General features: G+C 62.8%; 17 protein-coding genes. 11 read left to right on the top strand and 6 right to left on the bottom strand.

What is annotated here, in order from left to right; genetic code table 11:
• The first annotated feature begins 60 nt into the window (after window positions 1-60).
• From G7016_RS15495 to G7016_RS15465, 7 genes are all read left to right on the top strand, one after another.
• Window positions 61-1,101, top strand: coding sequence for a sugar ABC transporter substrate-binding protein (locus G7016_RS15495; RefSeq protein ID WP_181115897.1), 1,041 nt, complete (start codon window positions 61-63; stop codon window positions 1,099-1,101).
• 79 nt (window positions 1,102-1,180) lie between these two features.
• Window positions 1,181-2,692: a sugar ABC transporter ATP-binding protein gene (locus tag G7016_RS15490; protein WP_181115895.1), complete on the top strand. Its 1,512-nt coding sequence runs from the start codon at window positions 1,181-1,183 to the stop codon at window positions 2,690-2,692.
• A complete protein-coding gene (locus G7016_RS15485; protein WP_181115893.1) occupies window positions 2,689-3,687 on the top strand; it encodes an ABC transporter permease in 999 nt (332 codons plus the stop codon). The genes G7016_RS15490 and G7016_RS15485 overlap by 4 nt, the downstream gene beginning before the upstream one ends.
• Complete coding sequence (locus G7016_RS15480; protein WP_181115890.1) at window positions 3,684-4,673, top strand: ABC transporter permease; 990 nt, start codon at window positions 3,684-3,686, stop codon at window positions 4,671-4,673. Before G7016_RS15485 ends, G7016_RS15480 begins: the two co-directional genes overlap by 4 nt.
• A gap of 23 nt (window positions 4,674-4,696) precedes the next feature.
• Window positions 4,697-5,767, top strand: coding sequence for an aldo/keto reductase (locus G7016_RS15475; RefSeq protein WP_181115888.1), 1,071 nt, complete (start codon window positions 4,697-4,699; stop codon window positions 5,765-5,767).
• Window positions 5,768-5,813: 46 nt separating this feature from the next.
• The gene (locus tag G7016_RS15470) at window positions 5,814-6,236 is read left to right on the top strand and encodes an RbsD/FucU family protein (protein ID WP_181115886.1); all 423 of its coding nucleotides are present in this window, start codon (window positions 5,814-5,816) and stop codon (window positions 6,234-6,236) included.
• A gap of 27 nt (window positions 6,237-6,263) precedes the next feature.
• Complete coding sequence (locus G7016_RS15465; protein WP_181115885.1) at window positions 6,264-7,100, top strand: amidohydrolase family protein; 837 nt, start codon at window positions 6,264-6,266, stop codon at window positions 7,098-7,100.
• Window positions 7,101-7,196: 96 nt separating this feature from the next.
• Here the strand turns inward: G7016_RS15465 and G7016_RS25375 are convergent, their stop codons facing one another.
• Complete coding sequence (locus G7016_RS25375; protein WP_181115884.1) at window positions 7,197-9,194, bottom strand: M10 family metallopeptidase C-terminal domain-containing protein; 1,998 nt, start codon at window positions 9,192-9,194, stop codon at window positions 7,197-7,199.
• 312 nt (window positions 9,195-9,506) lie between these two features.
• Between G7016_RS25375 and G7016_RS15455 the strand changes: the two genes are divergently transcribed.
• Window positions 9,507-12,473 carry an autotransporter outer membrane beta-barrel domain-containing protein gene (locus G7016_RS15455; protein WP_181115883.1) on the top strand — a complete coding sequence of 989 codons (2,967 nt, stop codon included), beginning with the start codon at window positions 9,507-9,509 and terminating at the stop codon, window positions 12,471-12,473.
• 161 nt (window positions 12,474-12,634) lie between these two features.
• Here the strand turns inward: G7016_RS15455 and G7016_RS15450 are convergent, their stop codons facing one another.
• The 3 genes from G7016_RS15450 to G7016_RS15440 form a co-directional block, all read right to left on the bottom strand.
• The gene (locus tag G7016_RS15450; protein ID WP_181115882.1) at window positions 12,635-13,786 is read right to left on the bottom strand and encodes an acyl-CoA dehydrogenase family protein; all 1,152 of its coding nucleotides are present in this window, start codon (window positions 13,784-13,786) and stop codon (window positions 12,635-12,637) included.
• Window positions 13,787-13,844: 58 nt separating this feature from the next.
• A complete protein-coding gene (locus G7016_RS15445; RefSeq protein WP_181115880.1) occupies window positions 13,845-14,924 on the bottom strand; it encodes an enoyl-CoA hydratase/isomerase family protein in 1,080 nt (359 codons plus the stop codon).
• Between the two features lie 213 nt (window positions 14,925-15,137).
• Window positions 15,138-15,299: a hypothetical protein gene (locus G7016_RS15440; RefSeq protein WP_181115878.1), complete on the bottom strand. Its 162-nt coding sequence runs from the start codon at window positions 15,297-15,299 to the stop codon at window positions 15,138-15,140.
• 214 nt (window positions 15,300-15,513) lie between these two features.
• On the opposite strand from G7016_RS15440, the gene G7016_RS15435 reads away from it, so the two are divergent.
• Genes G7016_RS15435 through glgB form a run of 3 tightly spaced genes read left to right on the top strand, consistent with a single transcriptional unit; the run spans window position 15,514 to window position 23,139 of the window.
• Window positions 15,514-17,538, top strand: a complete 2,025-nt coding sequence (locus G7016_RS15435; protein WP_181115876.1) for an alpha-1,4-glucan--maltose-1-phosphate maltosyltransferase — start codon at window positions 15,514-15,516, stop codon at window positions 17,536-17,538.
• 13 nt (window positions 17,539-17,551) lie between these two features.
• Window positions 17,552-20,872, top strand: a complete 3,321-nt coding sequence (gene treS / locus G7016_RS15430) for a maltose alpha-D-glucosyltransferase (protein ID WP_181115874.1) — start codon at window positions 17,552-17,554, stop codon at window positions 20,870-20,872.
• Window positions 20,869-23,139, top strand: a complete 2,271-nt coding sequence (glgB, locus tag G7016_RS15425) for a 1,4-alpha-glucan branching protein GlgB (RefSeq protein ID WP_181115873.1) — start codon at window positions 20,869-20,871, stop codon at window positions 23,137-23,139. The genes treS and glgB overlap by 4 nt, the downstream gene beginning before the upstream one ends.
• A gap of 79 nt (window positions 23,140-23,218) precedes the next feature.
• Here glgB and G7016_RS15420 read toward each other — a convergent pair whose 3' ends face one another.
• Window positions 23,219-23,953, bottom strand: coding sequence for an endonuclease/exonuclease/phosphatase family protein (locus G7016_RS15420; RefSeq protein WP_181116376.1), 735 nt, complete (start codon window positions 23,951-23,953; stop codon window positions 23,219-23,221).
• Window positions 23,954-24,179: 226 nt separating this feature from the next.
• The gene (gene glgX, locus G7016_RS15415) at window positions 24,180-26,369 is read right to left on the bottom strand and encodes a glycogen debranching protein GlgX (protein ID WP_181115871.1); all 2,190 of its coding nucleotides are present in this window, start codon (window positions 26,367-26,369) and stop codon (window positions 24,180-24,182) included.
• Window positions 26,370-26,481: the final 112 nt, after the last annotated feature.

Raw genomic sequence — 26,481 nt, 5'->3', positions numbered from 1 at the left:
TCGAACAGCGTTGGAACGGGCCGTGCCGGCCCGGCCAGATAACAAGAAGAGGGCTGCGTGATGTCTGTGAGTGATGACGAAAAACAAAAACAAGATGTTTTCCTGGCAAACCTCAAGCTCAGCCGTCGTGGGGTGTTGGGCGCTGGCGCGTTGCTGGCGGTGGCTGCGGCACTAGGCCGCCCTGGTATGGCATTCGGCAAGGACATGCGCTTCTGCGCGTCCCTTGGCTGGACGGTGTGGGAGTCCGGGCGGCACATTGTCACCGGCTACAAGGATGCGATTGCGCTGTTGGGCGGTACGCTGACCATCGCCGATGCCAACTACGACATCAAAAAGCAGGCGGACCAGATCGCGGCGTTCGTGGCCTCCAAGCCCGACGCGATCTTTATTACCCCTGCTGACGCCGCCGCGATTTCCCCGGCGGTGCAAGCGGCAGTGGCGTCGGGCATCCCGATCTTCTGCGGCGACAGCTATGTGCCCAACACCACAGTGACGTCCACGGCCATGTCCAACAACTTCGGGCTGGGCGCCTATACCGCGGACTACATCGTCAAACGGCTGAACGGCAAGGGTAACGTTGCCATCGTGAGCCTGCCGTCCAACGAGTCCTGGGACCAGCGCACGCTAGGGGCCAAGTCGGTGTTCATCCGTAGCCCCGACATCAAGGTGGTTTCGGAGATCGCCTTTGCCCTGGGTGGCTCTACCACCCCGCGCCAGGTGGTGGATAACATCCTCACCGCCAACCCCGACCTGGACGCTATCTGGTGCGCGTGGGATGGCGCGGCCTCGGAAGGCACCCTGGCGATCCGCGCCGCCGGGCGCAAGGTGTTCATCACCGGCATTGACGGCGGCCGCCAATCCTTCGAGTACATCAAGGCCGGCTCGCCCTTCGCGCTGACCGTGGCGCAGAGCTTCTATGAAATGGCTTACATGAATGCGTTCTACGCCCACGAGGTGATCGCCGGGCGCCCGGCGCCGCGTTTCGTGATCACCCCCAGTTACGCCGTTACCCAGGACAGCCTGAAGGACCTGGCGACGCTCCCGGACGATTACGACAAGCCAGGCGAAGCGCAGAAGGTCGGCTGGCAGCGCGTTCTGTAGGGGCCCGCAGCAGCGCAGTGTGCTGTTGGGCGTCTGCGTACGGCTCGATAACAATAATGACAGACGCGCAGGTAAGAACATGGCGACCGTATTGAACATGCGCAAGATCGAAAAGCGCTTCGGTGTTGTGAAGGCGCTGGATGCCGTCGACTTTGCGGTGGAAGCGGGTGAAATTCACGCGCTGCTGGGCGTGAACGGCGCGGGCAAGTCAACCCTGATCAAGATCCTCTCCGGGGTTTACTCGAAGGATGCCGGGGTTATCGAGATTGCCGGCGAGCCCGTTGACCTGGGCAGCCCCGCGGCCGCCATTGCCTGCGGCATCGCCTCGGTGCAACAGCATCCGGAACTGGTGGATGACTTCACTGGCGTGCAGAACATCTTCCTCGGCGAAGAGGCGCACCGCCCCAACCTGTTTGGCCGGATCGACCGCAAGGCATTGCGCGGCGCCGCGCAGAAGCTGCTCAAGCGCTTCCCGATCGAAGTGGACCTGGACCAGCGCGTGGGGGAGATGGCGGCGGTGGATCGGGAAATCATTGCGATCCTTCATGCCTTGCGCCGGGACGACATCCGCATCCTGATTCTCGATGAGCCGACCTCAACCCTCACCGAACGGGAAAAGGCCTCGCTGTTCCAGCTGATGCGCACCCTTCAAGCCGCCGGTATTGCGATTATCTACATCACCCACCGCCTGGAAGAAGTGTTCCAGATCGCCGACCGCTTCACGGTATTCCGGGGCGGGCGCAATGTGGGCACCCATGCCGTGGCCGATGTGGATCGCCTGGGTGTGTCCATACCCGAGCTGATGCTCGATGAAAAACCCGGGGACATTTACCCCGAGCGCACGGGCCGCAGCGACGGCAAGGTTTTGCTGCACGTTGAGGGGCTGAGCAAGCGCAGCCACTTCAATAACGTTAGTTTCGAGGTGCGCGAAGGCGAAATCGTCGGGATTTTCGGGTTGATTGGCTCGGGCGCGGACGAACTCTCCAAAGCGCTGTTCGGGGTAATTCGCCCCGACGCGGGGCACATGACCCTTGCCGGGCAAGCCGTGCAATTGAAGGGCCCTCATGACGCCTTGAACCGGGGCATGTTCCTGGTGCCGGGCGACCGCCGCACCGAAGGCTTGACCATGACCGAAGACGTCACCTTCAACACCACGCTGGCGCACCTGGACAAGGCGTCTTCGCTGGGTGGGCTGCTGCGCTTTGGCAAAAACCGCAGGCTGGCCGGCGATCTTGCCGAAAAAGTTGGCTTGCAGCCTATGAAGCTGGACCGCCCTGTCAGTGCCTTCAGCGGCGGCAACCAGCAAAAGGTGGTGATTGCCAAAGGGCTGTTTCGCAGCGCCCAGGTGTACATCTTCGTGGAGCCTACGGTTGGAGTGGATATCGGCGCTCGCGCCAAGCTTTACGCGCTGATGCGCGAGCTGAGCGAGAACGCCGCGGTGCTGGTTATTTCCTCCGATTGCGATGAGGTCCATGGCGTCGCGGATCGCACCCTGGCCCTGTACCGGGGCAACCCCGTTTCCCTCTCGGCGCCGGCGGCCAGTCGGGACCAGCTGATGGCCGCCGGTATCATGGGGAGTCGTGCATCATGAAAAATCTGCTCAATCGCTCACCGGTCTTTTTCCGCTGCCTGGCGTTCGTGATTCTGCTGGCTGCGGTTGGCGGCGCGTTCACCTGGTTTGTGCCCGCTTACACCAGCAGCGGCAACCTGCATGCGCTGCTGCGGCATATGTCCGTGCAGGGGCTTGCGGCACTTGGGCTGACGTTCGTGATTGTGGTGCGCCATTTTGACTTGTCGTTCCCGGGTGTTGCGTCGCTGGGCGCGATGACCATGGGCTACCTGATTGCCGGCGGCCACGGCCTGGCGTTTTCCATTGCCGGTGGGGTGGGCGTGGGGTTCATGGTGGGCGTGATCAATGGCCTGGCGGTGTCGCGCTTCCGGTTGCCCGATATCGTCACCACCATCGCCACGGGCGGGGTGGCCCTGGGCTTGTCCTACCTCTACAGCAACGGCAGTTCGATCTCGGAAAACTTCTTCATGTCCGGGATTCTCGACCTCAACGATTCCAGGTTGCTGGGTCTGGACATGCCCGTGTTCATCCTGTTTGCCGCCGCGATCGTCGCCGCCATCGTGCTGCATGCCTCGCGGTTCGGCCGCTCGTTCTACGCTACGGGGCAGAACCCATTGTCGGCGCATTTCTCTGGCGTACGCACCCGCCGCTATGTGCTGGCGGCGTTTGCCATTTGTGGCGCCTTCGCTTGCACGGCCATTGTGCTGCTGGTGGCCTCATCCGGGGCGGCCAACGTGAGTGCCGGCAACCAGTTGTTGATGCCGGCCTTCGCGGCGGTGTACCTGGGCGCGGCGCTGTTTGGCCGGCCCTCGGTTCCAGCGACCCTGGCGGGCACTTTACTGATGTCGGCAATGCTAAATGGCTTCACCCTGATGGCTATCCCATATTTCTACAGCGATGCCATCGTCAGCACCGTGCTGATCGGCGCCATCGCAGCCTTCGATCCCAAGGTCACAGCCATGCTGCGCGGAGTGATCGGCGGATCGAACACTTCGCGGGGAGCGGTACGCGCATGACAGTCATGACCCAACCCTTGAAAACCCAACGCCAGCGCGTGGACCTGCGCAGGTCGCTGGTTGGCTACGGGCTGTTCGTATTGCTCGCCGCCACGCTCGTGACCTTCGCCTGGCTGCGGCCAAGTTTTGCCAGCGAAGGGAACATCACCGACATGCTGCGCTCGGCGAGCATCGGCGCGATCATGTTCCTGGGGGTGACCTGGATCATCGCCGCAGGCGAAATCGACGTGAGCTTCATGTCAGTGGCGGCATTGGCGAACATGCTGGTGGCCGGGCTGGTGAAAGCGGGTTTCGGTTGGCCGGAAGCCGTGGCGCTGGGCATTGGCGCGGGTGTGGTGTTTGGCCTGATCAACGGAGCGCTGGTAGCCCTGCTGCGGTTGCCGGCCCTGGTGATTACCATCGCCACGGGCGGGCTGGCCGGTTCGATCGCCGCGGCCATTGGCTTGGGTACCTCGATTTCCCTTTCCAATACTGGCTTCGTTGGCGCCCTGGTGAACGCCAACCTTGGCATGGTGCCGCTGTTGGCGATTATTGTGCTGGTGCTGTACGGGCTGGCCTACTACGTTCAGGAACACCTTACCTTCGGCCATTACCTCTATGCCATGGAGCAGAACCGCGCTGCCGTGATCGAGGCGGGCGTGCCGGCCAATCGCATCCTGTTCCTGCTGTATATCCTCTCCGGCGTGCTCTCGGCGGTGGCCGGTATTCTGCTGGCGGCCAACCTGTCTTCCGGCCAGCCCTATATTGGCGCCTCGTACTTCCTGGATGGCCTGACCGCCGTGCTGTTGGGCGGCATGGCCTTGAAGCTGGGCAAACCGAATGTGATCGGTACCCTCACCGCCGTGCTGCTGTTGACTGCGCTGCTAAGCGGTTCGGCGCTGCTGGGCTGGACTGACTCCCAACGCCAGATCGTGCGGGGTTTGATCCTGCTGGTCGGCGTTGCCATCGTGGTGCGGGCACGGCGCAAGAATAGGGCCGAGCTTTGACCGACCAACAACAAGGAAACCCTATGACCAGCCAGAACAAAGCCCCTTGGCTACGCCCCGTTGGCAGTACCGGTTTGAGCGTGACGGCGCTGGGGGTAGGCAGCGCGCCGCTGGGCGGGCTATACGCCCCGGTGAGCACCCATGACGCCCTGGAAATGCTGGGCGCCGCCTGGGACGCCGGTATTCGTTATTTCGATACCGCACCCATGTATGGCAACGGCCGCTCCGAACACCTGGTGGGCCACATGCTGCGGAGCAAGGTAGAAGAGGGTGGCGAAGAACGCAGGGGCCAAGGCGAAAAATGGGTGTTGAGCACCAAGGTCGGCCGCTTGATGACCACTCAGCGCGCCGGAAGGGTACTGCCGCCCGAGGCGCCGAAAAACCCGCTCGACCCTGGCTGGTTCAACGGCTTGCCGTTTCGTGAGGTGTTTGACTACAGCTACGACGGCATCCTGCGCAGCTTCGACGACAGCCAGCAGCGCCTGGGCATTCCCGCGCCAGACCTGCTTTACGTGCATGACATCGGCCAGGTCACCCATGCCGACCAGCATGCCCATCACTGGCGCGCGCTGACCAAGGGCGGGGGCTTCCGTGCGCTGGAAGAGCTACGCGCTGCGGGGAACATCAAGGGCTTTGGCCTGGGCGTGAACGAGTGGCAGGTGATCCGCGACGCCCTCCAGGAAGCGGACCTGGATTGCTCGATGCTCGCCGGCCGCTACAGCCTGCTGGACCAAGGCGCGGCCGATGAATTCCTGCCGCTGGCCCAGGCCCGCGGCATGGCAGTGGTAGTTGCTGGCGTGTTCAATTCGGGGATTCTCGCCTCTACTACTACGGGCCGGCACAAATTCAACTACGCCGACGCGCCGGCCGCCATCATCGAAAAAACCGAACGGCTGCGCGCCATTTGTACTAGTTTCGACGTACCGCTAGCGGCTGCTGCCATTCAGTTTCCGCTGCGCCACCCGGCCGCAACCTGTGTGGTGATCGGGGCCAAGACCGCGCGGCAGGTGCAGCAAAACGTCGAGTGGTTCGAACGGGAGATCCCCGACGCCCTCTGGCAAGCGCTGGCGGCCGAAGGGCTGATCCGGCCGTAGCCGTTACGCCTCATGCACTGTTTTCAAAAACAACAAGGACAGATTCATGCTGAAAACCATCGATCCACTGCTTACTGGCCAATTACTGCAGATTCTCGCGGACATGGGCCACGGCGATGAGTTGGTGCTGGGCGACGCCAACTTCCCCGCCGCTGCGGTTGCGCAGCGCCTGGTGCAATTGCCGGGGCATACGGCAACCTCTGTACTGCAGGCCGTGCTGTCATTGCTGCCGCTGGATGATTTCGTTGAACAACCGGCCGCGGTCATGGCGTGCCCCGATGGGCAACCTGCGATTTACAGCGAGTTCACCACGCTTATCCATGACAGCGAAGGCCGTGCCCTGACGCTTGAGCCGATCGACCGCTTCCAGTTCTATGACCGCGCCAAGCTGGCTTACGCCGTGGTGTCCACCGGCGAGCGCCGGCTGTACGGCAACATTATTCTCAAGAAGGGCGTCATTCGCGCCTGATCGCCAGATCAGCACCTCGGAGGCACCATGCTCGATTGTCATCAGCACTTCTGGAAAATGGACCGCGGGGACTACAGCTGGATGGGGCCGCACGTGGCGCCTTTGCTGCGGGACTTCCTGCCGGATGACCTGCGCAGCGAAATGCGCCGCGCCGGGGTCAGCCGCACGGTGGTTGTGCAAGCGGCGCAGACGGAGGCCGAAACCGACTTCCTCCTGGCGCTCGCCGCAGAGACAGACTTCATTGCTGGGGTGGTGGGCTGGCTGGACCTGGAAGCGGCGGATTTTCCGGAGAAACTGGCTCGCTATCGGAGTAACCCGTTGCTCGTGGGCTTGCGCCCCATGCTGCAGGAGCTGGACGACGACGCCTGGATTCTTCGCCCGCAGGTGCTGGCCAACCTCAAGCGAATCGCCGTGGCCGGGCTGGGGTTCGACCTGCTCACGTTCAACCGCCATTTGCCCTATGTGATCGAAGCACTGCAGCAAACCCCAGGGCTGCGGGCGGTGATCGATCATGTGTCGAAACCCGCGATCGGGGCGGGGCCTGCAGGCCCGGACTTTGCGGGCTGGGCGAGCAACATGCAAACCGTCGCGGGGCTGGCGAACGTGTGCTGCAAGGTCTCCGGCATGGTGACCGAAGCCTCGGCGGACTGGGCGCTGGAAGATTTCCGGCCCTATATCGACGTGGTGGCCAACGCCTTCGGCCCCCAGCGCTTGATGTTCGGCAGCGATTGGCCGGTGTGCACCCTCGCCGCCAGCTATGCCGAGGTGCATAACCTGGCCCGGGTACTACTGGGCAGCCACTTCGGGCCGGAAGAAATGAGCCAGGTATTCGAAGGCAATGCCGCGCGGTTCTATGGGGTTTGAGGCTTTGGAATTACGCGCCTGGCGCCGCGCCCAATAGGCTTTGCCCGGGATTCATGGGCCACGTTCGCAGGCTCTCGCCGGTTGCCGGATTTGCCGTCAAGCGGTCACATGCTCCGGCGCCGCCACGCCCAGGGTGGTCACTTCGGTCGCATCGGCAAACACGAAGTTTTCCGGCCGCAGCCGGTTCTCCACCAGGTAGTCCCCCGCCAGGGAAATTTCGAAGCGGTGGCCCGAAGCATCGGCGTCGTAGTCTTTAAGGTAGGTACGGTCGAGCTCGGCGTTGTAGGTCACTTTCAACGTGTGGTTAGTGCCGTTTCCAAGGCCGGTGTAGCCCAGCGCCGATACGTCGATCACGTCCTGATAGCGGGTGAAATCCTGGATCACGTCGGTGGAGCTTGCGCTGGCTGTGCGGTAGCTGTCATCGGCGCTGGTAAAGAGGAAGGTGTCGTTGCCGCTGCCGCCGGTGAGCAGGTCACGCCCGCTGCCACCGATCAGTACGTCGTCATCGGCCCCGCCGTCCAGGCGGTCGTTACCCGCCAGGCCTCGCATAATTTCCTGCACCGGGGTACCGATCAGCGTATCCGCGCCCGCGGTGCCGGTAATTGGCGCCGGCTCGAACAGCAGGTTGCTGGTATTCAATTTTCCGGAAAGGTCGCCGTCCAGTGTCAGCTCGAAGCGCTGGCCGTCCGCGTTGGCATCATAGCTTTTGAGGTAGGTGAGGGTGCCGGCGGCGTTCACCTGGATGGCCAGAGTGCCGTCATGGCCATTGCCGATGCCGGTGAAGCCCAGCGCAGTAAGGTCGATGCGGTCCTGGCTGGCATTGAAATCCAGTATGCGGTCGCTGACATTGGTGCTGGCTGTGCGGTAGCTGTCGCTGATCGCGTCGAAGCGGAACACGTCCGCCCCCGCGCCGCCACTCAGCTGGTCCCGGCCGCCGTTGCCTTGCAGCACGTCCGCACCCGCCAACCCCTTGATGATTTCCCCTTCGCTCGAGCCCAGCTGCACATCGGCGTTCGGTGAACCGTCCACATGGTGCTTGCCGTCCGGACTGGCGAAGTGAGTGTCCAGCGTGCCGTTGGCGTTCAGGCGGATCACGCCGTAATCGCCACCGCTGTCGCCAGCGACGATGATCCTGCCGTCCGCCTGCACGGTGATCGACCGCGGTGATTCGTAGCCGTCAGACGTACTGATGGTGACCACGCCATCGGTGCCGAACGTGGTGTCGTAGCTGCCATCAGCATTGAGCCGCACGATGCTGTAGCCGCCGTAGCCTTCGCCGTTGTTGGCCAACAGGAGCTTGCCGTCCGCCTGCACGGTAATGCCGCCGCGGGGGTCGGTCAGCGTGCCGGGATCGAGTGCCAGTACGCCCTGGTTACCGAAGGTGATGTCTGGCGAGCCATCGGCGTTCACCCGGGCGAGGGTGTAGGGATAGTCGCCGCCATATTGCAGGCCAGCCAGCAGCCATTGACCATTGGCGAGCGCACGCACTTCCACACCATCGGCACCGATGTCGAACGGGGCGGCGAAGCTGAATTCGCCGTTGTCACCGAAGGTGGTGTCCAGTGTGCCGTTGGAATTCAGGCGTACCACATTCACGTCGCCCTCGTTCAAGGTGGTCACCAGTACCGAGCCGTCGTCGTTTGCCATCACCGTTGCGCTGGAATCACCGGTGTCGCTTGGGAAGCTGGCGGCGGCGTTGGTGTTGAACGTGGTATCCAGCGCGCCGTTGGCCTTGATGCGAATCACGCCGTAGTCGCTGCTGGTCGGCCCGAAGTGAATGCTGCTCACCAATACCGAACCGTCTGCCTGCACCGCCAGGCTGTAGCCTTCGTCGATGGACACCTCGGCGCTGATCACCGTGCGCCCGTTGGTGCCGTAGGTAGTGTCCAGGGTGCCGTCGGCGTTCAAGCGCACAATCGAATAGTCGTAATCGGTTTCGAAAACGCCGCCGTAAAAGCTGAAGCCTGCTACGAGGATCTTGCCGTCGGCCTGCACGCTCACACTTTGGTTTACCTCCTCGAAACCGGCAACGTCGATCACGGCGATCCCGGGAGATGTTCGGGTGGTGTAGGCAGTAGTCGATACGGTGGCCATGGGCATTCCCTTGCTAGCAGAGCGCGCCGAAGCGGCGGGCGGAAACCTCACCCTAGCCGTGAATCGCCGGTTAGCCAGAAGCGATCCAATACCGCCGGTCGGCCACTTGTGTAACCACCCCGATACACGGCTTTGACAGCGCACATGCCGCTGCCTATACCCACTTCACACGCCTCTACACCCGGGTGCCCTATGGACAGCTGCAACCCCGGTCAGCCTCGGCAGTCGGCCGCCCCTTCGTATGTCTATGCCTGTGCAAACCTGCATCCATGCTCACGTAGGCAGGCGCTTGCCATTGCGGTAATGGTTGCCATGGGCAGCCCCTTGACCGAGGCGCGAGCGGAGGACACGTGCATCCGCCGGCTCACCGTAGTAGAGGGGCCAGTCACGGCCGGGTGCCGGCTGAGCGCGGGCGAGAGCCTGGTGGTAAGCACCACGGGCAGCATCGCCGTTGCGCAAGGCGCCGCCGTGGCGATGCAGGGGGCGAACTTCTCTACGGCGCGCATCCTCAACGCCGGCACGCTGAGCAGCGAAGGCCTGGATGACTTCGTGGTGAACATCGACCGCTCGGTACTGAGGCAGCTCAGCAACACGGGGCTTATCCAGGCGCTGGGCGTCAGCGAAGGTGCTGTGCTGATCCGCGACAGCAACCTGGCCGGCGATGTGCGCAACAGCGGCAACCTCGAAGGCCGCTACCGTGGTTTGGTGGTGGAAGGCAGTTCGGTGGCAGGCTCGATCATCAACAGCGGCAGCATCACTGCGGGTAGCACACCCCTGCAGGTGGTGGGCACGCTGGTGTACGGCGACGTGCGCAACAGCGGCACCATCGCCAGCCGCAGCGGCGGCTCGGAAATCGCCAACAGCCATGTGCTGGGCAGTTTCGTGAACAGCGGGGTGTTCACCAGCGGTATCACCTCGTTCTTCATGAGCAATACCGTGATCGACGGTGGTTTTGTGAACAGCGGCACCATCGAGTCGGGCTCCAACATCAATATCGACGATAGCGTGTTCGGCAGCTTCACCAACACGGGCACCCTGCATGCGTATTCCGGCGATGTGTCACTGAGCGACACGCTGGTGAAGGGCGACTTCATCAACCGCGGCACCATTTCCACCGGGCAGACGGGCTACGCCGGGCTGTCGCTGTACGGTGGGATGATTGGCGGCAGTTTGATCAACCGCGGCACCCTGGACGGCGGCCACTTCGCCCCTGCGCTCAATGCCGACCAAGGCGCGGTAATTGTGGGTGACCTGCGCAATCAGGGGTTGATCCAGGGGCGCACAGGCGTGCGACTTAACAGCAGCCATATCATCGGCAGCCTGATAAACACCGGGCGCATCGTTGGTAATGTGGCCGAGGACGACCAACAGGGCGTAGGGCTGCGGGTCACTGGCGGTGACATTGGCGCAGACTTGCGCAACAGCGGCACCATCCTGGGCTACGACCAGGGCATTCGGCTGGAAAATGTGCGCATTGGTGGCAAGGTGGTGAACAGCGGGACCGTACGCGGCCAGACCGCGATGGCCCTGTTGGGAACCACCACTGTGGATACGCTGGAAAACCGCGGCGCGTTGGCGGGTGAGGCGATTGGCTTGCGGATAGGCGAGGGTGCTCATGTGCAAACCCTGTCGGCGTACGGCACGCTGTCCGGCGCCGACTATGCCCTCTATGTGGATGACGACAGCCGCCTGGATACGCTGACCATCGCCGGCCGCTACATCACCTGGTTCGACGCGCCCGTGCATGCCCCGGGCACCCGCGCGTACCTTTACAGCAACGCTGCTTACATGATGGAAGGCGGCAGCGTGTTCGAGGTAGAGCGCTTCGTGAACCGAGGTACGTTGGCGGTAAACACCCCGATCACCGGGCTGAACCCCGCGCGGATCGACGGTGACTACACCCAGGCCGGTACTGCCGTACTACAGACATGGGTCGCCAGTGCCCAGAGTTATGGTCAGTTGAAGGTCAGCGGCACGGCAACGCTGCCCAGCAATGCCCGCCTGGACGTCGGCCTGTACAGCGCAGATACCCCCTTTAACGTCAGCAGCCTGGCGGACGTGATCAGCGCTGGGCGGCTTGTGTCCGATGGCACGTTTGACGTGACCAGCACTTCAGCCTTGTTCAACTTCGGCGCGGTGAAGGATGGCAACACCGTGGACCTTACACTTTCGCCCAAGGCCTCTGACGGCGTCGCCAGCGCTGTTCGCCAAGCCGGGTTACGCGGGGCGGCAGGCGCCGCGGCGGTGGTTGACCGGCAATTGGCCAAAGGCGCTGCAAGCCCGCTGACCGGTTACTTCGTGGGCGCCAGCAGCAACACCCAGGTGGCGGCCACGCTAGCCCAGGCGCTGCCGATGGATAACGCGGCGTTGCGCACCAGCCAGGCAGCCTTGGCTTCCATTGGCCAGGCGGTGCAAGGGCGCATGAGTACCGGCGCCTTGGGCCTGAGCCGGGCTGGTGACAGCGGCGCTAGTGAGCTGTGGAGCCAACCGTTCAGTTACAGTGGCAACCGCGACAGCGGCGTCGACAGTGCCGGTGGCACCGTGATCGGCCTGGACACTGCGGTTTCCGCCACGCACCGCGTAGGGGTAGCGTTTGCCTACGCCAGTGGCGGCACCGCCGGGGGTGTATCGGGTGGGCCGCAACAAAACGAACTCGACCTGTGGCAATTCCTCGGCTACAGCGCCCATGCGTTGGATGCGCGAACGGAATGGATGCTGTACGGCGGCGCGGGTAGCCTCCAGGTGGACGGGCAGCGGGAACTGTTGGCCGGCGCGGCACATGCCCGCTATGACAGCGCAGTGGCGACACTGGGCAGCAGCCTGGCGCAGCGCTACGACCTCGGCGAGCGCACGCGGCTGATGCCGTCGCTGCGGCTGGATTACAACCATGTGCACGAGGGGCGTTATCAAGAGCGGGGCCCGGCAGGCCTGCAACCGCTGCTGCTGAACGTGACGGCCCGGGACACCGGGCAGCTGATTGCAGGCTTCGACGCCCGGCTGGAGCAGGACATGGGGCCTGCAACCCGGCTGCGGTTGAACCTGGGCATGGGGTATGACCTGATCAATGATCCAGGCACTCGCACCGCCGCCTTTGCCGGCGCCCCCAACGACAGCTTCACCGTCACCGGCGAACAGCCCAGCCCTTGGCTGTTGCGAGGCGGGGCAGGGGTAGTGAGCATGCTGCGCGGTGGCACTGAGGTGTCGCTCACTTACGACGCTCAAAGCCGCAGCGATTACACCGATCAGAGTGCATCGCTGCGGGTGAATGTACCGTTTTGAAAGCCTGTGGGAACGGGGCCCGGCCGCTTCCCACAGGTGAGCGAGCCCCGCGGGGTGTCAGGATGGACCCTGTGGGAGACGGGCGGAGCTCGCGAATAAGGGCTTAGGGAAACCGCGCAAGACAGTTGCTTCCCACAAGGGCTCGCGGTAGAGCGCGGCAGTTACACCCCGTTGCGCACCAGCTCGCGGGCGATCAATAGCCGCTGGATTTCGCTGGAGCCCTCGTAGATCTGGGTGATGCGCGCATCGCGGTAGTATTTTTCCACCGGGTAGTCTTCCAGATAGCCGTAGCCGCCATGGATCTGTAGCGCCTTGGAGCATACCCATTCGGCCATTTCCGAGGCGAACAGCTTGGCCTGGGAGGCTTCGGACAAGCAGGGCAGCCCGGCCGAGCGCAGCCGGGCAGCATGCAGCACCAGCAGCCGGGCGGCGTTTACCCGGGTGTGCATGTCGGCCAGCAGGTTGGCGACGCTCTGGTGCTCCACGATGGGCTGGCCGAACTGCACCCGCTCGGTGCCATAGCGCAGCGCTGCTTCCAGCGCCGCCCGGGCGATGCCGACCGCTTGCGCGCCGATGCCGATCCGCCCGCCTTCCAGGTTCGACAACGCGATGCTCAGCCCCTTGCCACGTTCCCCAAGCAGGTTCTCGGCGGGTATGCGGCAGTCGCTGAGGGTAATGGCGCAGGTGTCCGAGGCCTTGATCCCCAGCTTGTGCTCGCTGCGGTCCACGATAAACCCGGGCGTGGAGGTGGGCACCAGAAACGCCGACAGGCCTTTTTTCCCCAGCTCGGGGTCGGTAACCGCGAACACGATGGCCAGCTCGGCGCGGCGGCCGTTGGTCACGAACTGTTTGGCCCCGTTGAGCACCCACTCGTCACCCTGGCGCTCGGCGCGGGTGCGCAGGTTGTGGGCCTCGGAGCCGGCGTGGGGCTCGGTCAGGCAGAAGCAACCAATCGCCTGCCCGCTGGCCAACCGTGGCAGCCAGGTATCCTGTTGGGCGGCCGTACCGAACTTGAGGATCGGCCCGCACCCGACCGAGTTGTGCACGCTCATGAGGGTGCCAACAGCACCGTCGGCGGCGGAAATTTCTTCCACGGCCAAGGCATAGGCCACGTAGTCGAGGTAGCTGCCGCCCCATTGCTCGGGAACCACCATGCCGAGCAAGCCCAGCTCGCCCATTTGCGCAACGACCTGGTCGTCGATCCAGCCCGCCTTTTCCCAGGCCTGGGCGTGGGGCGCGATCTGCGCCTGGGCAAACTGCCGGGCCATATCCCGGAACATGACCTGCTCTTCGGTAAACTCGAGGTCTTGCATGTGTCACTCCCTGCGCGGCCTGCTACGCCCCTATCGCCCGCAGCGCGGGCCTGTAGGGTCAGAGGCCTTCGAATAGTTCTTGTAATTGTCGTTGCCCGGGTGCGGGTTTCCACCGGGGCCGGTTGTCCTTGTCAATCAATACCGCGCGAACGCCCTCCAACAGGTCGCCGCGCTCGAACCACTGAGCCGCCAGGTGCAGCTCCATGGCAAAGCAACTCTCCAGGCTCAGCTGCCGGCCGAATACCAGCATCTCACGCGTGACCGCCATGGCCAGGGGCGAACGCAGGGCCATTTCATCGGCGGTGCGCAAGGCCCAGTCGCGGCTGTCGGCCACATTCACCTGGCGAAGCTGTTCAATGATGCTGGGCACCTCCGGTTGGTTGAAGAAATGATCGATGGCAGGCCGCAGGCGATCCAGCGGAGGTTCGGGCAGTGCTTGCACGCCAAGCTTGGCCAATATGTTCTGGATATCCTTGAGCGGCATCGGCGACCAGTCCGCCTGGCCCAGCCGCTCCTCGAACTGCGCCAGCCGGTCGTGTTCCACGAACCAGTCGGCCAGCCCGCAGTACAAGGCATCGGCGGCCTGGATACGGGCGCCGGTGATGCCCAGATACAGCCCGATGGCACCTGGCAGCCGGGACAGGAAATAGCTGGCGCCCACGTCGGGGAAGAAACCGATGGCGGTTTCCGGCATGCCCAGCCAGCTGCGCTCGGTCACGATGCGCAGTTCGGCGGCTTGCGCCAGGCCCATGCCGCCACCCAATGTGAAACCGTCCATGATCGCGACCACCGGCTTGCGGAACTGATGCAGGGCCAGGTCGAGTTCGTATTCTTCGGCGAAGAACGCTTGATGCACGGTGTCGTGGTGTTCGTAGCTTTTACACAGGGCACGTACATCGCCACCCGCGCAGAAGCCCTTGCTCCCGGCACCGCGCAACACCACGGCGAACACCTCCGGGTCATCCGCCCATTCGGCCAGGCGGGCACGAAGGGTACGGACCATCTCCAGCGTCAGGGCGTTGATGCCCGAGGGACGGTTGAGTGTGAGATAGCCCACATGATTGCGCACCTCGATCAAAACGGTGTCATCGGTGACGCCAGCCTCCTGGCCGTTGGCGGAAATAGCCTGTGCAGACATTAGCGAGGTCCCTGCTTATTGTTTAGGCGGGCCCGAGGGCGCGCGTGTTGCCGGGATGGCAAGCATCCTGACAGCCACCTTCGCGCGCTTCAACGGGCATTGGCGCAGCCACGGCGTGCGTATTTGCACGTGGCTGACCACCAGATTCAGACCGGATCCACGCCCCTTGGTTCGGCTGTGGTGCAGGCGCCTGAAAAGGCGTGGCTACGCGGGTTACAGCTGAGCGGGCGGGGCCTCTGATGGTGGGTCGCCGACGCCCGGCTGGCTACCAGGTAACGGCGGCGAATTGTCGGGGTCGTCCACGGGCGGTGGCAATGCTGGCTCATCAATATTCGGGTCGGGTACGTCAAGCGGTTCAGGCAATGGCAGTGACATGGCTATGCTCCTTTGGCGCTGGGTTTCACATCGTGACCTCAGCGTAGCCCTTAAGGCTCAACCGAGCCGCCAGGAGGTTGCATATAGCGCGCAAAGCAGGCTGCTTGAACTTTCATTTAGGGCCAGCCTCCGAATTCAAAGGTCGTGGCCGCCCGGCTTCGGCAAGGCATACAGCGAACGCAACGCGTCCACGGGGCGTAGGGAGCGAAACTCGATGACGGTGGAACAAACCTTTGAAACGGGCCCGGGGGCCCCTCACGGTGAGCATCCGGAGCACCGTTTGAGTGTGTCCGAGGCGCTGTTGTTGCCGCGCATAGCGATCGAAGACGTAACCCCGGTGCTTGACGATGGGGCCTGGCCGATCAAGTCCTTGCCCGGGCGCACGCTTACCGTGGACGCCAAGGTATTCACTGACGGGCACGAGAAGCTGGCGGTGCTGCTGCGCTGGCACAAGGTGGGCGACGGCCAATGGCACAGCACGCCCATGCAGGACCTGGGCAACGACAGCTGGCAGGCTGAGATCAGCTTCGACGAAGTGGCCCGTCACAGTTTCATGATCGAAGCCTGGCGCGATGATTTCGCCAGCTACCGCTATGAGCTGGAAAAGAAATACGGCGCCGGGGTGAACATCGACCTGGAACTGGAGGAGGGGCGGCTGCACCTGGTGCACGCCATAGGCCGCAGCGAGGGTGAACTGCGCGACCGCCTGCAGGCTGTCCATGACCGTCTGGAGGGACTCGATCAGGATCACCGCGTTGCTTTGCTGCTGGAATCGGCCACCGCCCAGGCGATGCGTGAGGCCGACAACCGCCCGTTCCTCAGTCGCAGCCCTGAGTACCCGGTGGAGGTGGAGCGCAAGCTGGCGGAGTTCGCCAGCTGGTATGAGCTGTTCCCCCGGTCCATCACCGACGATCCCAACCGCCATGGCACGTTCAACGACGTGCACACCCGGTTGCCGATGATCCGCGACATGGGCTTCGACGTACTCTACTTCACGCCCATCCACCCCATCGGCCGTGCGCACCGCAAGGGCCGCAACAACTCGCTGGAAGCCGGCCCGGATGACGTCGGCAGCCCTTACGCCATCGGTAGCCCTGAAGGTGGCCACGAGGCCATTCACCCACAATTGGGTACCCGTGAAGACTTCCGCCGTTTGGTGAAAGCCGCAGCCGAGCATGGCCTGGAGATCGCCCTCGACTTCGCCATCCAGTGCTCCCAGGACCACCCGTGGCTCAAGCAGCACCCGGGGTGGTTCTCCTGGCGCCCGGACGGGACTATCCGTTACGCCGAAAACCCGCCGAAGAAGTATCAGGACATTGTCAACGTCGACTTCTACGCCGCCGATGCAGTGCCTTCTCTCTGGACCGAGCTGTGCGAGGTGGTGTGGGGCTGGGTACAGGAAGGGGTGAAGATCTTCCGCGTGGATAACCCACACACCAAGCCGCTGCCGTTCTGGCAGTGGATGATCGAGGAAATCCGCAGCCGTGACCCGGATGTGATGTTCCTCGCCGAAGCCTTCACCAAGCCGGCGATGATGGCCCGCCTGGGCAAGGTCGGTTACAGCCAGAGCTACACCTACTTCACCTGGCGCAACACCAAGGCCGAGCTGGAGAAGTACTTGACCGAACTCAACCAGCCGCCATGGTCGCTGTGCTACCGCCCGAACTTCTTTGTGAACACGCCGGACATCAACCCGTTCTTCCTGCATGAAAGCGGGCGCCCCGGGTTCCTGATCCGCGCCGCGCTGGCCACCATGGGGTCGGGGCTGTGGGGGATGTATTCGGGCTTTGAACTGTGCGAGTCGGCGCCCATTCCCGGCAAGGAAGAGTACCTGGATTCGGAGAAGTACGAGATCCGCGTGCGGGACTTTACCCAGCCGGGGAACATCATCGCCGAGATCGCCCAGCTCAACCGCATTCGCCGACAGAACCCCGCGCTGCAAACCCACCTCGGGTTCGCCTTCTACAATGCGTGGAACGACAACATCCTGTATTTCGGTAAACGCACCCCGGACAAAAAGAACTTCATCCTGGTAGCGATCAACCTGGACCCGTACAACGCTCAGGAAGCGCAGTTCGAACTGCCGCTGTGGGAACTGGGGTTGGACGACGATGCTTCGGTGAACGGCGAAGACTTGATGACCGGGCACCGCTGGACGTGGCATGGCAAAACACAATGGACCCGCCTGGAGCCGCATATGCCGTTCGGTATCTGGCGAATGGAAAAAGTTGCCTTCTGACGGATGCGTATAAATGGCCAAGAAATCGCGCGAGGCGTTCTTGAATGACCCGCTCTGGTACAAGGATGCGGTGATATACCAGGTACACGTAAAGTCGTTTCACGATTCCAACAATGACGGCATAGGGGACTTCCCTGGCCTTATCGCCAAGCTCGACTACATCGCCGAGCTTGGCGTAAACACCATCTGGCTGTTGCCGTTCTATCCTTCGCCCCGGCGCGATGACGGCTATGACATTTCCGAGTACAAGGCCGTGCACCCGGACTACGGCACCATGGCCGATGTACGCCGGTTCATCGCCGAGGCGCACAAGCGCAACCTGCGGATCATTACCGAGCTGGTGATCAATCACACGTCCGACCAGCACCCGTGGTTCCAGCGGGCGCGGCGAGCGAAGAAGGGGTCACGGGCGCGGGACTTCTATGTATGGTCCGATGACGACAAGAAGTACGACGGCACCCGGATCATCTTCCTGGACACCGAAAAGTCGAACTGGACCTGGGACCCGGTGGCCGGGCAGTACTTCTGGCACCGGTTCTACTCTCACCAGCCCGACCTGAACTTCGACAACCCGCAGGTGATGAAAGCCGTTATTGCAGTGATGCGCTACTGGCTGGACCTGGGTATCGACGGCTTGCGCCTGGATGCCATCCCGTACCTGATCGAGCGCAACGGCACCAACAACGAAAACCTCCCTGAAACACACAAGGTACTCAAGGAGATCCGCGCCGAAATCGACGCCAACTACCCGGACCGGATGCTGCTGGCCGAAGCCAACCAGTGGCCTGAGGATACCCAGCTGTACTTCGGCGACCGCAAGGGCGATAACGGCGACGAGTGCCACATGGCATTCCACTTCCCGCTGATGCCGCGCATGTACATGGCGCTGGCTCAGGAGGACCGCTTCCCCATCACCGACATCTTGCGCCAGACGCCGGAGATCCCGCCGAATTGCCAATGGGCAATCTTCCTGCGCAACCACGATGAATTGACGCTGGAGATGGTGACCGACCGCGAACGGGATTATCTGTGGAATCACTATGCGGCCGATCGCAGGGCGCGGATCAACCTGGGCATTCGTCGCCGCCTGGCCCCTTTGCTGGAGCGTGACCGCCGCCGTATCGAACTGCTCAACAGCTTGCTGCTGTCCATGCCGGGGACGCCTACCCTGTATTACGGGGACGAGATCGGCATGGGCGACAACATTTACCTGGGCGACCGCGACGGGGTACGCACGCCGATGCAATGGTCGGTGGACCGCAATGGTGGCTTCTCCCGCGCCAACCCCGCAAGCCTGGTGCTGCCGCCGATCCAGGATCCGTTGTACGGCTACCAGGCGGTGAACGTGGAAACCCAGGCCAGCGACCCGCATTCGTTGCTGAACTGGACCCGGCGCCTGCTGGCGGTACGCAAGCAGCAACAAGCGTTCGGCCGCGGCTCGCTGAAGATGCTGACCCCCAGCAACCGGCGAATTCTTGCGTACCTGCGCGAGTACACCGATGCCGAGGGCCGCACCGAGCACATCCTGTGCGTGGCGAACGTGTCCAGGGCCGCCCAGGCCGCCGAGCTGGAACTGTCGCCGTATGCCGGCATGGTGCCGGTGGAAATGCTCGGCGGAAATGCCTTTCCCCCCATCGGTCAGTTGCCGTTCCTGCTGACCTTGCCCCCTTATGGGTTTTACTGGTTCCTGCTTGCCCCGGAAAACCAGATGCCTAGCTGGCACGTGGAGGCCGCACAACCTATGCCTGATCTGGAAACGCTGGTGCTCAAGAAGCGCCTGGAAGAATTGCTCGACGGCCCGGCCCGTCACACCATCGAGCACACCACCTTGCCTCAGTACTTGCCCAAGCGCCGCTGGTTCGGTGGCAAGGGCAATGCCATCGACAGTATTCGCGTGGCCTATGGCGTGCGCTTCAGCCAATTGCCGGTGCCCGTACTGCTCAGCGAAATCGAAGTGAGCAGCGGGGGCGTACTCAGCCGGTATCAGTTCCCGTTCGGGTTCGTCCCGGAAGACCTGATCAGCAGCGCCTTGCCCCAGCAACTGGCGCTCACCCGGGTGCGCCGCAATAACAAGGTAGGCTTGCTGACCGACGCCTTCGTGCTCGAAAGCTTTATCCGCGCCGTAGTGCGTGGGCTGAAGGCGGACAGCGTATTGCCGTGCGCCGAGGGCCAGTTGCGCTTCACCCATACCGCTCAAATGGACGCCTTGAACGTGGCGGACGAGCCGCCGATCCGCTACTTGTCCGCCGAGCAATCCAACAGTTCGGTGGTGATCGACGGCAGCATGGTGCTCAAGATGATCCGCAAGGTAAGCGGTGGCGTCCATCCGGAGCTCGAAATGGGCGCCTTCCTCACCGAGGCAGGCTATCAGAACATTTCGCCGTTGTTGGGCTCGGTGGTGCGCGTGGACGAAGCCGGCGTGCCGCACCTGTTGATGATTGCCCAGGGCTACCTGAACAACCAGGGCGACGCCTGGGAATGGACCCAGAACAACCTCGAGCGGGCCGTTCGCGATGAGCTGGACGCCGCGCGGTCCGAGCAGGAGCAGCACTACAACGCGCTCGAAGAACTGAAGGCGTTCGCGGGCATGCTCGGCCAACGCCTGGGTGAAATGCACGTTGCACTGGCAGGGGACACCGACAATCCGGACTTCGCCGCCCGGGTGAGTGATGAAAAAGATGCCCAGGCATGGAGCAAAAGCGTAACGGCGCAGGTCGAACGCGCGTTGCACTTACTCGAACAACACAAGGACACCTTCACGGATGACGCCAAACCCAAGGTGGCAGAGCTGCTGGGCCGGCGCGAAGCCTTGCTTTCCCACGTGGAACGGCTTGCCCGTACCGCCGTGGGTGGCCTGGTGATGCGGGTTCATGGCGACCTTCATCTGGGCCAGGTACTGGTGGTGCAGGGCGATGCTTACCTGATCGACTTCGAAGGTGAGCCGGCACGGCCGCTGGAAGAGCGCCGTGGCAAGTACAGCCCGTACAAGGACGTGAGCGGTGTGCTGCGTTCATTCGACTATGCCGCGGCCATGGCGGTGCGCAGTGCCCAGGCTGTGGACAGCTCCTCGGAGGCCGCCGATGCTCGCCAGCGTGTAGCCGACCGCTACCTGGCGGAAGCGCGTCAGGCCTTTATCGAGGCGTATGGCCTGGCCAGCGCCACCTTGGCTCATGCCTGGGAAGACCCCGAAGGCGAGCGTGCCGCGCTCGAACTCTTCAGCCTGGAAAAGGCTGCCTACGAAATCGCTTACGAAGCCGAGAATCGCCCGAGCTGGTTGGCCGTGCCCTTGCATGGCCTCTTCGGGCTGCTGGCTATCAACGGAGACAACACATGAGTGCGCAACAGGGACAGGGCCGCGCCCAGGGCGTATTTCCGCCAGACGCGGACATACAGGCATTGGTGCGTGCAGAGCACCCCGACCCGTTCGCGGTATTGGGGCCGCACGGAGATGGAGCGGATGGCCTGTACGTACGGGCGTATCTGCCTCACGCCATGCGGGTGGAGCTGGTAAGCATCCACGGTGAAGACACGATCGGGCACCTCGAAGAGCACTCATCGGTACCCGGCTTTTTTGCCGGGCGCCTTGAGGGTACCCGCGACTATCGGCTCAGGATTCATTGGGCCACCGGGGTACAGATCGCTCACGATCCCTACAGCTTCGGTGAACAGCTTGGCGAAATGGACCTTTACCTGTTCGCGGAGGGTAACCATCGCAACCTCAGCGACGCCATGGGCTCGCAGGTGATCAACGTTCACGGCGTGGAAGGCGTACGGTTCTCGGTGTGGGCGCCCAACGCCCGGCGTGTCTCCGTGGTAGGCCATTTCAACGGCTGGGACGGCCGTCGCCACCCCATGCGCCAGCGCCATCCTAGCGGCGTCTGGGAGATTTTCATTCCCGCGCTCAGCGCAGGTGAAATCTACAAGTACGAAGTACTAGGGCAGCACGGCGTCTTGCCGCTCAAGGCAGACCCGTTGGCGCGTTGGACCGAATTGCCGCCCGCCACCGGCTCGCGAGTAGCTACGCGCTTGCGCCATCAATGGGGTGACCAGGCCTGGATGGAAGGGCGGCAGGCAGCGGCGGGTGCGGACAAGCCGCTGTCCATCTATGAGCTGCACGCCGGCTCCTGGATGGTGGAGACCGACGAGGCGGGTGAATTCAGCCGGCACTACAGCTGGAGCGAGCTGGCCGATCGGCTTATCCCCTACATCCAGCAGCTTGGCTTTACCCACATTGAGCTGATGCCGGTGATGGAACACCCGTTCGGTGGGTCGTGGGGCTATCAACCCCTGAGCCAGTTCGCGCCTTCGGCCCGATTCGGCGAACCGGATGAGTTCGCGGCGTTTGTAGACGCCTGCCACCAGGCGAATATCGGGGTGATCCTGGACTGGGTGCCGGCGCACTTCCCCACCGATGAACATGGCCTGGCCCGGTTCGACGGCACTGCGCTGTACGAATACGACAACCCGCTGGAAGGCTTCCATCAGGACTGGAACACCCTGATCTACAACCTCGGGCGCACCGAAGTGCACGGGTTCATGATTGCCTCGGCGTTGCACTGGCTCAAGCATTACCACATTGACGGCTTGCGAGTAGACGCTGTGGCGTCGATGCTCTACCGCGACTACTCGCGCAAGGCCGGCGAGTGGGTACCCAACCAGTATGGCGGCCGTGAAAACATCGAGGCGATCGAATTCCTCCGCCACCTCAACGACGTGGTGGCCCAGGAAACCCCTGGCGCGCTGGTGATCGCCGAGGAGTCCACGGCCTGGCCAGGTGTGAGCCAAGGCACCCAGCAAGGCGGGCTGGGCTTCGCGTACAAGTGGAACATGGGCTGGATGCACGACACGCTGCATTACATTCAAAACGACCCTATCCATCGCCAGCATCACCATAACGAACTGAGCTTTGGCCTGATGTATGCGTTCTCGGAGCACTTTGTGCTGCCGATTTCTCACGATGAAGTGGTGCATGGCAAGCATTCGCTGATAGACAAGATGCCGGGAGACCGCTGGCAGAAGTTTGCCAACCTGCGGGCCTACCTGGCCTTCATGTGGACCCACCCCGGCAAGAAGTTGCTGTTCATGGGCTGCGAATTCGGTCAGTTCCGCGAGTGGAACCATGACCACCAGCTGGACTGGTACCTCACCCAGTATTCAGAGCATAAGGGCGTGCAGCAGGCCATCAGCGACCTGAATCGGTTGTACCGCGAGGAGCCGGCGCTGCATGAACAGGACTGCAAGCCGCAGGGCTTCCAGTGGGTGATTGGCGATGATGCAGTGAACAGCGTGTACGCCTACCTGCGCTGGAGCCGCCACGGTGAGCCGCTGCTGGTGGTGGCGAACTTTACCCCCGTGCCGCGTGATGGCTACCGCATTGGCGTGCCGGTGGCGGGCTTGTGGGACGAGGTGTTCAACAGCGACGCGGAAACCTATGCCGGTTCCAACTACGGCAACGGCGGCGCGGTGGCGAGCGAGGAGATCGAAAGCCACGGGCAGGTCCATTCGCTGAACCTCAAACTGCCACCTCTTGGCGTGTTGATCCTGCAGCCTCAGGTAGTCAAGCAAGCGAGGTCTTTGGGGTCGGATGCACCCCACGGGTGAGCGCCTTTGAATCTGTAGGGGCTGTCGGAGTCGGGTAATTCGCAGGCTCCGCAAGCTCCCACAGGTTAAACGTGGGCATTTAAAGGTGGATTTCTACCGCCAGCGGCAGGTGATCCGACAGGTGCGTCCATGGCCGGGTGCCGAGGATCCTGGGTTGGTGGCTGGTGGCGTTGCGCAGGTAGATGCGGTCCAGGCGCAGCATGGGGAAGCGGGCAGGGTAGGTTTTAGGTAACTGGCCCAGGTTGCGCTCGAATGCCTCGTGGAGGTCGCCATATTGCGCCAGGGTTGCATTGCCCTTGAGCTGCCAGTCGTTGAAATCCCCGGCGATGATCACCGGTGCATGCGGTGGCAGCGAGTCCAGCAGTTGGCGTAGCAGCCGTAGCTGCTGCTGACGGTGGTGCTCCATCAACGACAAATGAACGCAGATGGCATGGACGCCGTCTTCGTGCCCAGGCACCTGCAGGATGCAATGCAGGAACCCGCGCCGCTCCGGCCCTGTGATGGACACATCCAGGTTGCGGTAATGAAGGATGGGGTATTTGGACAGCAGGGCGTTGCCGTGATGGCCATCGGGGTAGACAGCATTGCGGCCATAAGCGAATTCGGGCCACATGCTGTCGGCCAGAAATTCGTATTGGGACACCTGCGGCCAGTTGGCGAAGCGGGAGGCATGGCGGTCATGGCCCCCCAGCACTTCCTGCAGGAACACGATATCCGCGCTGGTGCTGCGTACCGCTTCACGCAGCTCTGGCAGGATGAATCGGCGGTTGAACGCAGTGAAGCCTTTGTGCGTATTGACCGTGAGGACACGTATGCGGTGAACCTCACGGTCGCGTTTCTCGCCCCCATGCGGGTTGCTGGCACCCTCGGCTGGCTCGGCGTACACGGTGGCTCCTTGATTCGAAAACGGTCACAGCTTCAGACCGGCCACAGGCTATAGCAGTTCCGAAGGTAGGCGCCTGTTCCCGGGTTTCAGCGCAAAGCCGGCCCCTCTGTATCACAGGGCCGGGCGAACCTCGGAATGCGCCTTACAGGCCGGCTCAGTCGTCTACTTCGTGGTGCGCTTCGAACAGCAGGAACGAACGGCCAGTCACCATGAACTCTGTGCCGAAGTCCAGCGCTTCTGGGTCGCGAAGGGTAGGGCGATTGGTGTCCACCAGGCAGTTCCAATGGGTGCCCTGAGGCACTTCCGGCAGCGTGAAGTTCACCACATCGTGGTGGGCGTTGACGATGATCAGCAGGGTGGCATCGTCCCCGCGTTTGCGGATACCCGTGGGCTGTGCGCGGCCGTCCAGCAGCATCCCAAGCGCGCGGCCATTGTTATCCTGCCACTGCTCCGGCGTCATCTCGTTGCCGTGCGGGTCCAGCCAGGTCACGTCCTTGACCCCCAGCTCCTCGTTGTAGGTCCCTACCAGGAACCGATTGCGCCGCAGCATCGGGTAGGTCAGGCGCAGCTTGGTGAGCCGGCGCACGAACTTCATCAACTGCTTGCCGTCCTCGTCCAGCTCCCAGTTGATCCAGCCGATCTCGCTGTCCTGGCAGTAGGCGTTGTTGTTGCCGTTCTGGGTACGGGCGAACTCGTCGCCGGCCACCATCATGGGCGTGCCCTGAGAGAACAGCAGCGTGGCGAAGAAGTTACGCATCTGGCGCAGGCGCAGCTCGATGATATTGCGATCATCGGTGGGGCCTTCCACACCGTGGTTCCAGGACATGTTGTTGCTGGTACCGTCCTGGTTGTTCTCGTCGTTCTCTTCGTTGTGCTTCTCGTTGTAGGACACCAGGTCCTTGAGGGTGAAGCCATCGTGGGCGGTAACGAAATTCACGGAGCTGAACGGCCGACGCCCGCGATGGTTGAACAGATCGCCGGAGCCGGTCATGTGCGAGGCGAATGCTGCCAGCTTGCCTTCGTCCCCTTTCCAGAACGAACGCACAGTGTCGCGGAACTTGTCGTTCCATTCCGCCCAGCCTGGCGCAAAGTTCCCTACCTGATAACCGCCCGGGCCGCAGTCCCAAGGCTCGGCGATCAGTTTTACCGAGCGCAGTACCGGGTCTTGCCGGCAGGCCACGAGGAAGCTGTGACGCTCACTGAAGCCGTCGTGGTAACGACCCAGTATCGTTGCCAGGTCAAAGCGGAAGCCGTCCACGTGCATTTCGCTGGCCCAGTAGCGCAGCGAGTCCGTAACCATTTGCAGCACGCAAGGGTGGCTGAGGTCCAGCGTGTTGCCGGTACCGGAATCGTTGATGTAGTAGCGTTTGTCGTCGGGCATCAGGCGATAGTACGAGGCGTTGTCGATACCGCGCATGGAAAGCGTGGGACCGCGCTCGTTGCCTTCGGCGGTGTGGTTGTACACCACGTCCAGAATGACCTCCAAGCCTGCTTCATGCAGGTGGGCGACCATTTCCTTGAACTCGGCGATCTTGCCGCTGGCCAGGTATTTGGAATGCGGCGCGAAGAACGCAATGGAGTTATAGCCCCAATAATTGTTCAGCCCTTTCTCAAGCAGGTGTTGGTCATTGAGGAAGCCATGAATTGGCAACAGCTCTACAGACGACACCCCCAGTTTCTTGAGGTGGTCCAGGACGTCGGGGTTGCTCATGCCCGCGAATGTGCCGCGTACCGACTCGGCCACCGAAGGATGGCGCATGGTCAGCCCGCGTACATGGGCTTCGTAGATGACCGTCTTGTCCCATGGCACCCGCACTGGCTGATCCTGGCCCCAGGTGTAGGCCGGGTCGATCACCTTGCACTTGGGCACGAAGGGCGCGCTGTCACGTTCGTCGAAGCTCAGGTCATCATCGGGGTGGCCGATGGTGTAGCCGAACAGGGCTTCGGACCACTTGAGCTCGCCCACCAACTGCTTGGCATAGGGGTCGATCAGCAGTTTGTTGTGGTTGAAGCGGTGGCCGTTCTTCGGATCGTACGGGCCGTACACCCGGTAGCCGTAGATCAACCCGGGATGTGCGTCCGGAAGATAGCCGTGATAAATCTCGTCGGTGTATTCCGGCAGCTCGATACGGGCGATTTCATGTTCGCCACTGGGATCGAACAGGCACAGCTCCACCTTGGTGGCATGGGCCGAGAACAGCGCGAAGTTAACGCCAAGGCCATCCCAGGTTGCGCCGAGTGGGAAGGGCAGGCCTTCGCGGATACGGGACGGATCAATGGGCGATTCTGGAATATCAGGGGTGGCGGCCGCTTCAGCGGGTTCGGTTTTCTTTTGCCGGCTCATGGGGAGTCCTTCACGTTTCAAACGCTTTAATAAAAAAGAGATGTCGAGGCGGCTGGACCGCTAACTACGCACGCTACCCGGAAGGGCCGCGCTGGCGGCCTGGGTAGAGTTG

Origin of the sequence: Pseudomonas japonica, assembly GCF_013522925.1 — a bacterium.
Classification (GTDB): Bacteria; Pseudomonadota; Gammaproteobacteria; order Pseudomonadales; family Pseudomonadaceae; genus Aquipseudomonas; species Aquipseudomonas japonica_A.
Note: the sequence above shows the minus strand (reverse complement) of the source record. Positions and strands in the feature narration are given on the sequence as shown.

Coding starts and splice junctions, on each gene's coding strand:
- G7016_RS15470 (WP_181115886.1), top strand. CDS start 5,814: ATGCTGAAAACCATCGATCCACTGCTTACTGGCCAATTACTGCAGATT.
- G7016_RS15435 (WP_181115876.1), top strand. CDS start 15,514: ATGACGGTGGAACAAACCTTTGAAACGGGCCCGGGGGCCCCTCACGGT.
- glgB (WP_181115873.1), top strand. CDS start 20,869: ATGAGTGCGCAACAGGGACAGGGCCGCGCCCAGGGCGTATTTCCGCCA.
- G7016_RS15480 (WP_181115890.1), top strand. CDS start 3,684: ATGACAGTCATGACCCAACCCTTGAAAACCCAACGCCAGCGCGTGGAC.
- G7016_RS15475 (WP_181115888.1), top strand. CDS start 4,697: ATGACCAGCCAGAACAAAGCCCCTTGGCTACGCCCCGTTGGCAGTACC.
- G7016_RS15490 (WP_181115895.1), top strand. CDS start 1,181: ATGGCGACCGTATTGAACATGCGCAAGATCGAAAAGCGCTTCGGTGTT.
- G7016_RS15450 (WP_181115882.1), bottom strand. CDS start 13,786: ATGCAAGACCTCGAGTTTACCGAAGAGCAGGTCATGTTCCGGGATATG.
- G7016_RS25375 (WP_181115884.1), bottom strand. CDS start 9,194: ATGGCCACCGTATCGACTACTGCCTACACCACCCGAACATCTCCCGGG.
- G7016_RS15465 (WP_181115885.1), top strand. CDS start 6,264: ATGCTCGATTGTCATCAGCACTTCTGGAAAATGGACCGCGGGGACTAC.
- treS (WP_181115874.1), top strand. CDS start 17,552: ATGGCCAAGAAATCGCGCGAGGCGTTCTTGAATGACCCGCTCTGGTAC.
- G7016_RS15440 (WP_181115878.1), bottom strand. CDS start 15,299: ATGTCACTGCCATTGCCTGAACCGCTTGACGTACCCGACCCGAATATT.
- G7016_RS15445 (WP_181115880.1), bottom strand. CDS start 14,924: ATGTCTGCACAGGCTATTTCCGCCAACGGCCAGGAGGCTGGCGTCACC.
- glgX (WP_181115871.1), bottom strand. CDS start 26,369: ATGAGCCGGCAAAAGAAAACCGAACCCGCTGAAGCGGCCGCCACCCCT.
- G7016_RS15455 (WP_181115883.1), top strand. CDS start 9,507: ATGGGCAGCCCCTTGACCGAGGCGCGAGCGGAGGACACGTGCATCCGC.
- G7016_RS15495 (WP_181115897.1), top strand. CDS start 61: ATGTCTGTGAGTGATGACGAAAAACAAAAACAAGATGTTTTCCTGGCA.
- G7016_RS15485 (WP_181115893.1), top strand. CDS start 2,689: ATGAAAAATCTGCTCAATCGCTCACCGGTCTTTTTCCGCTGCCTGGCG.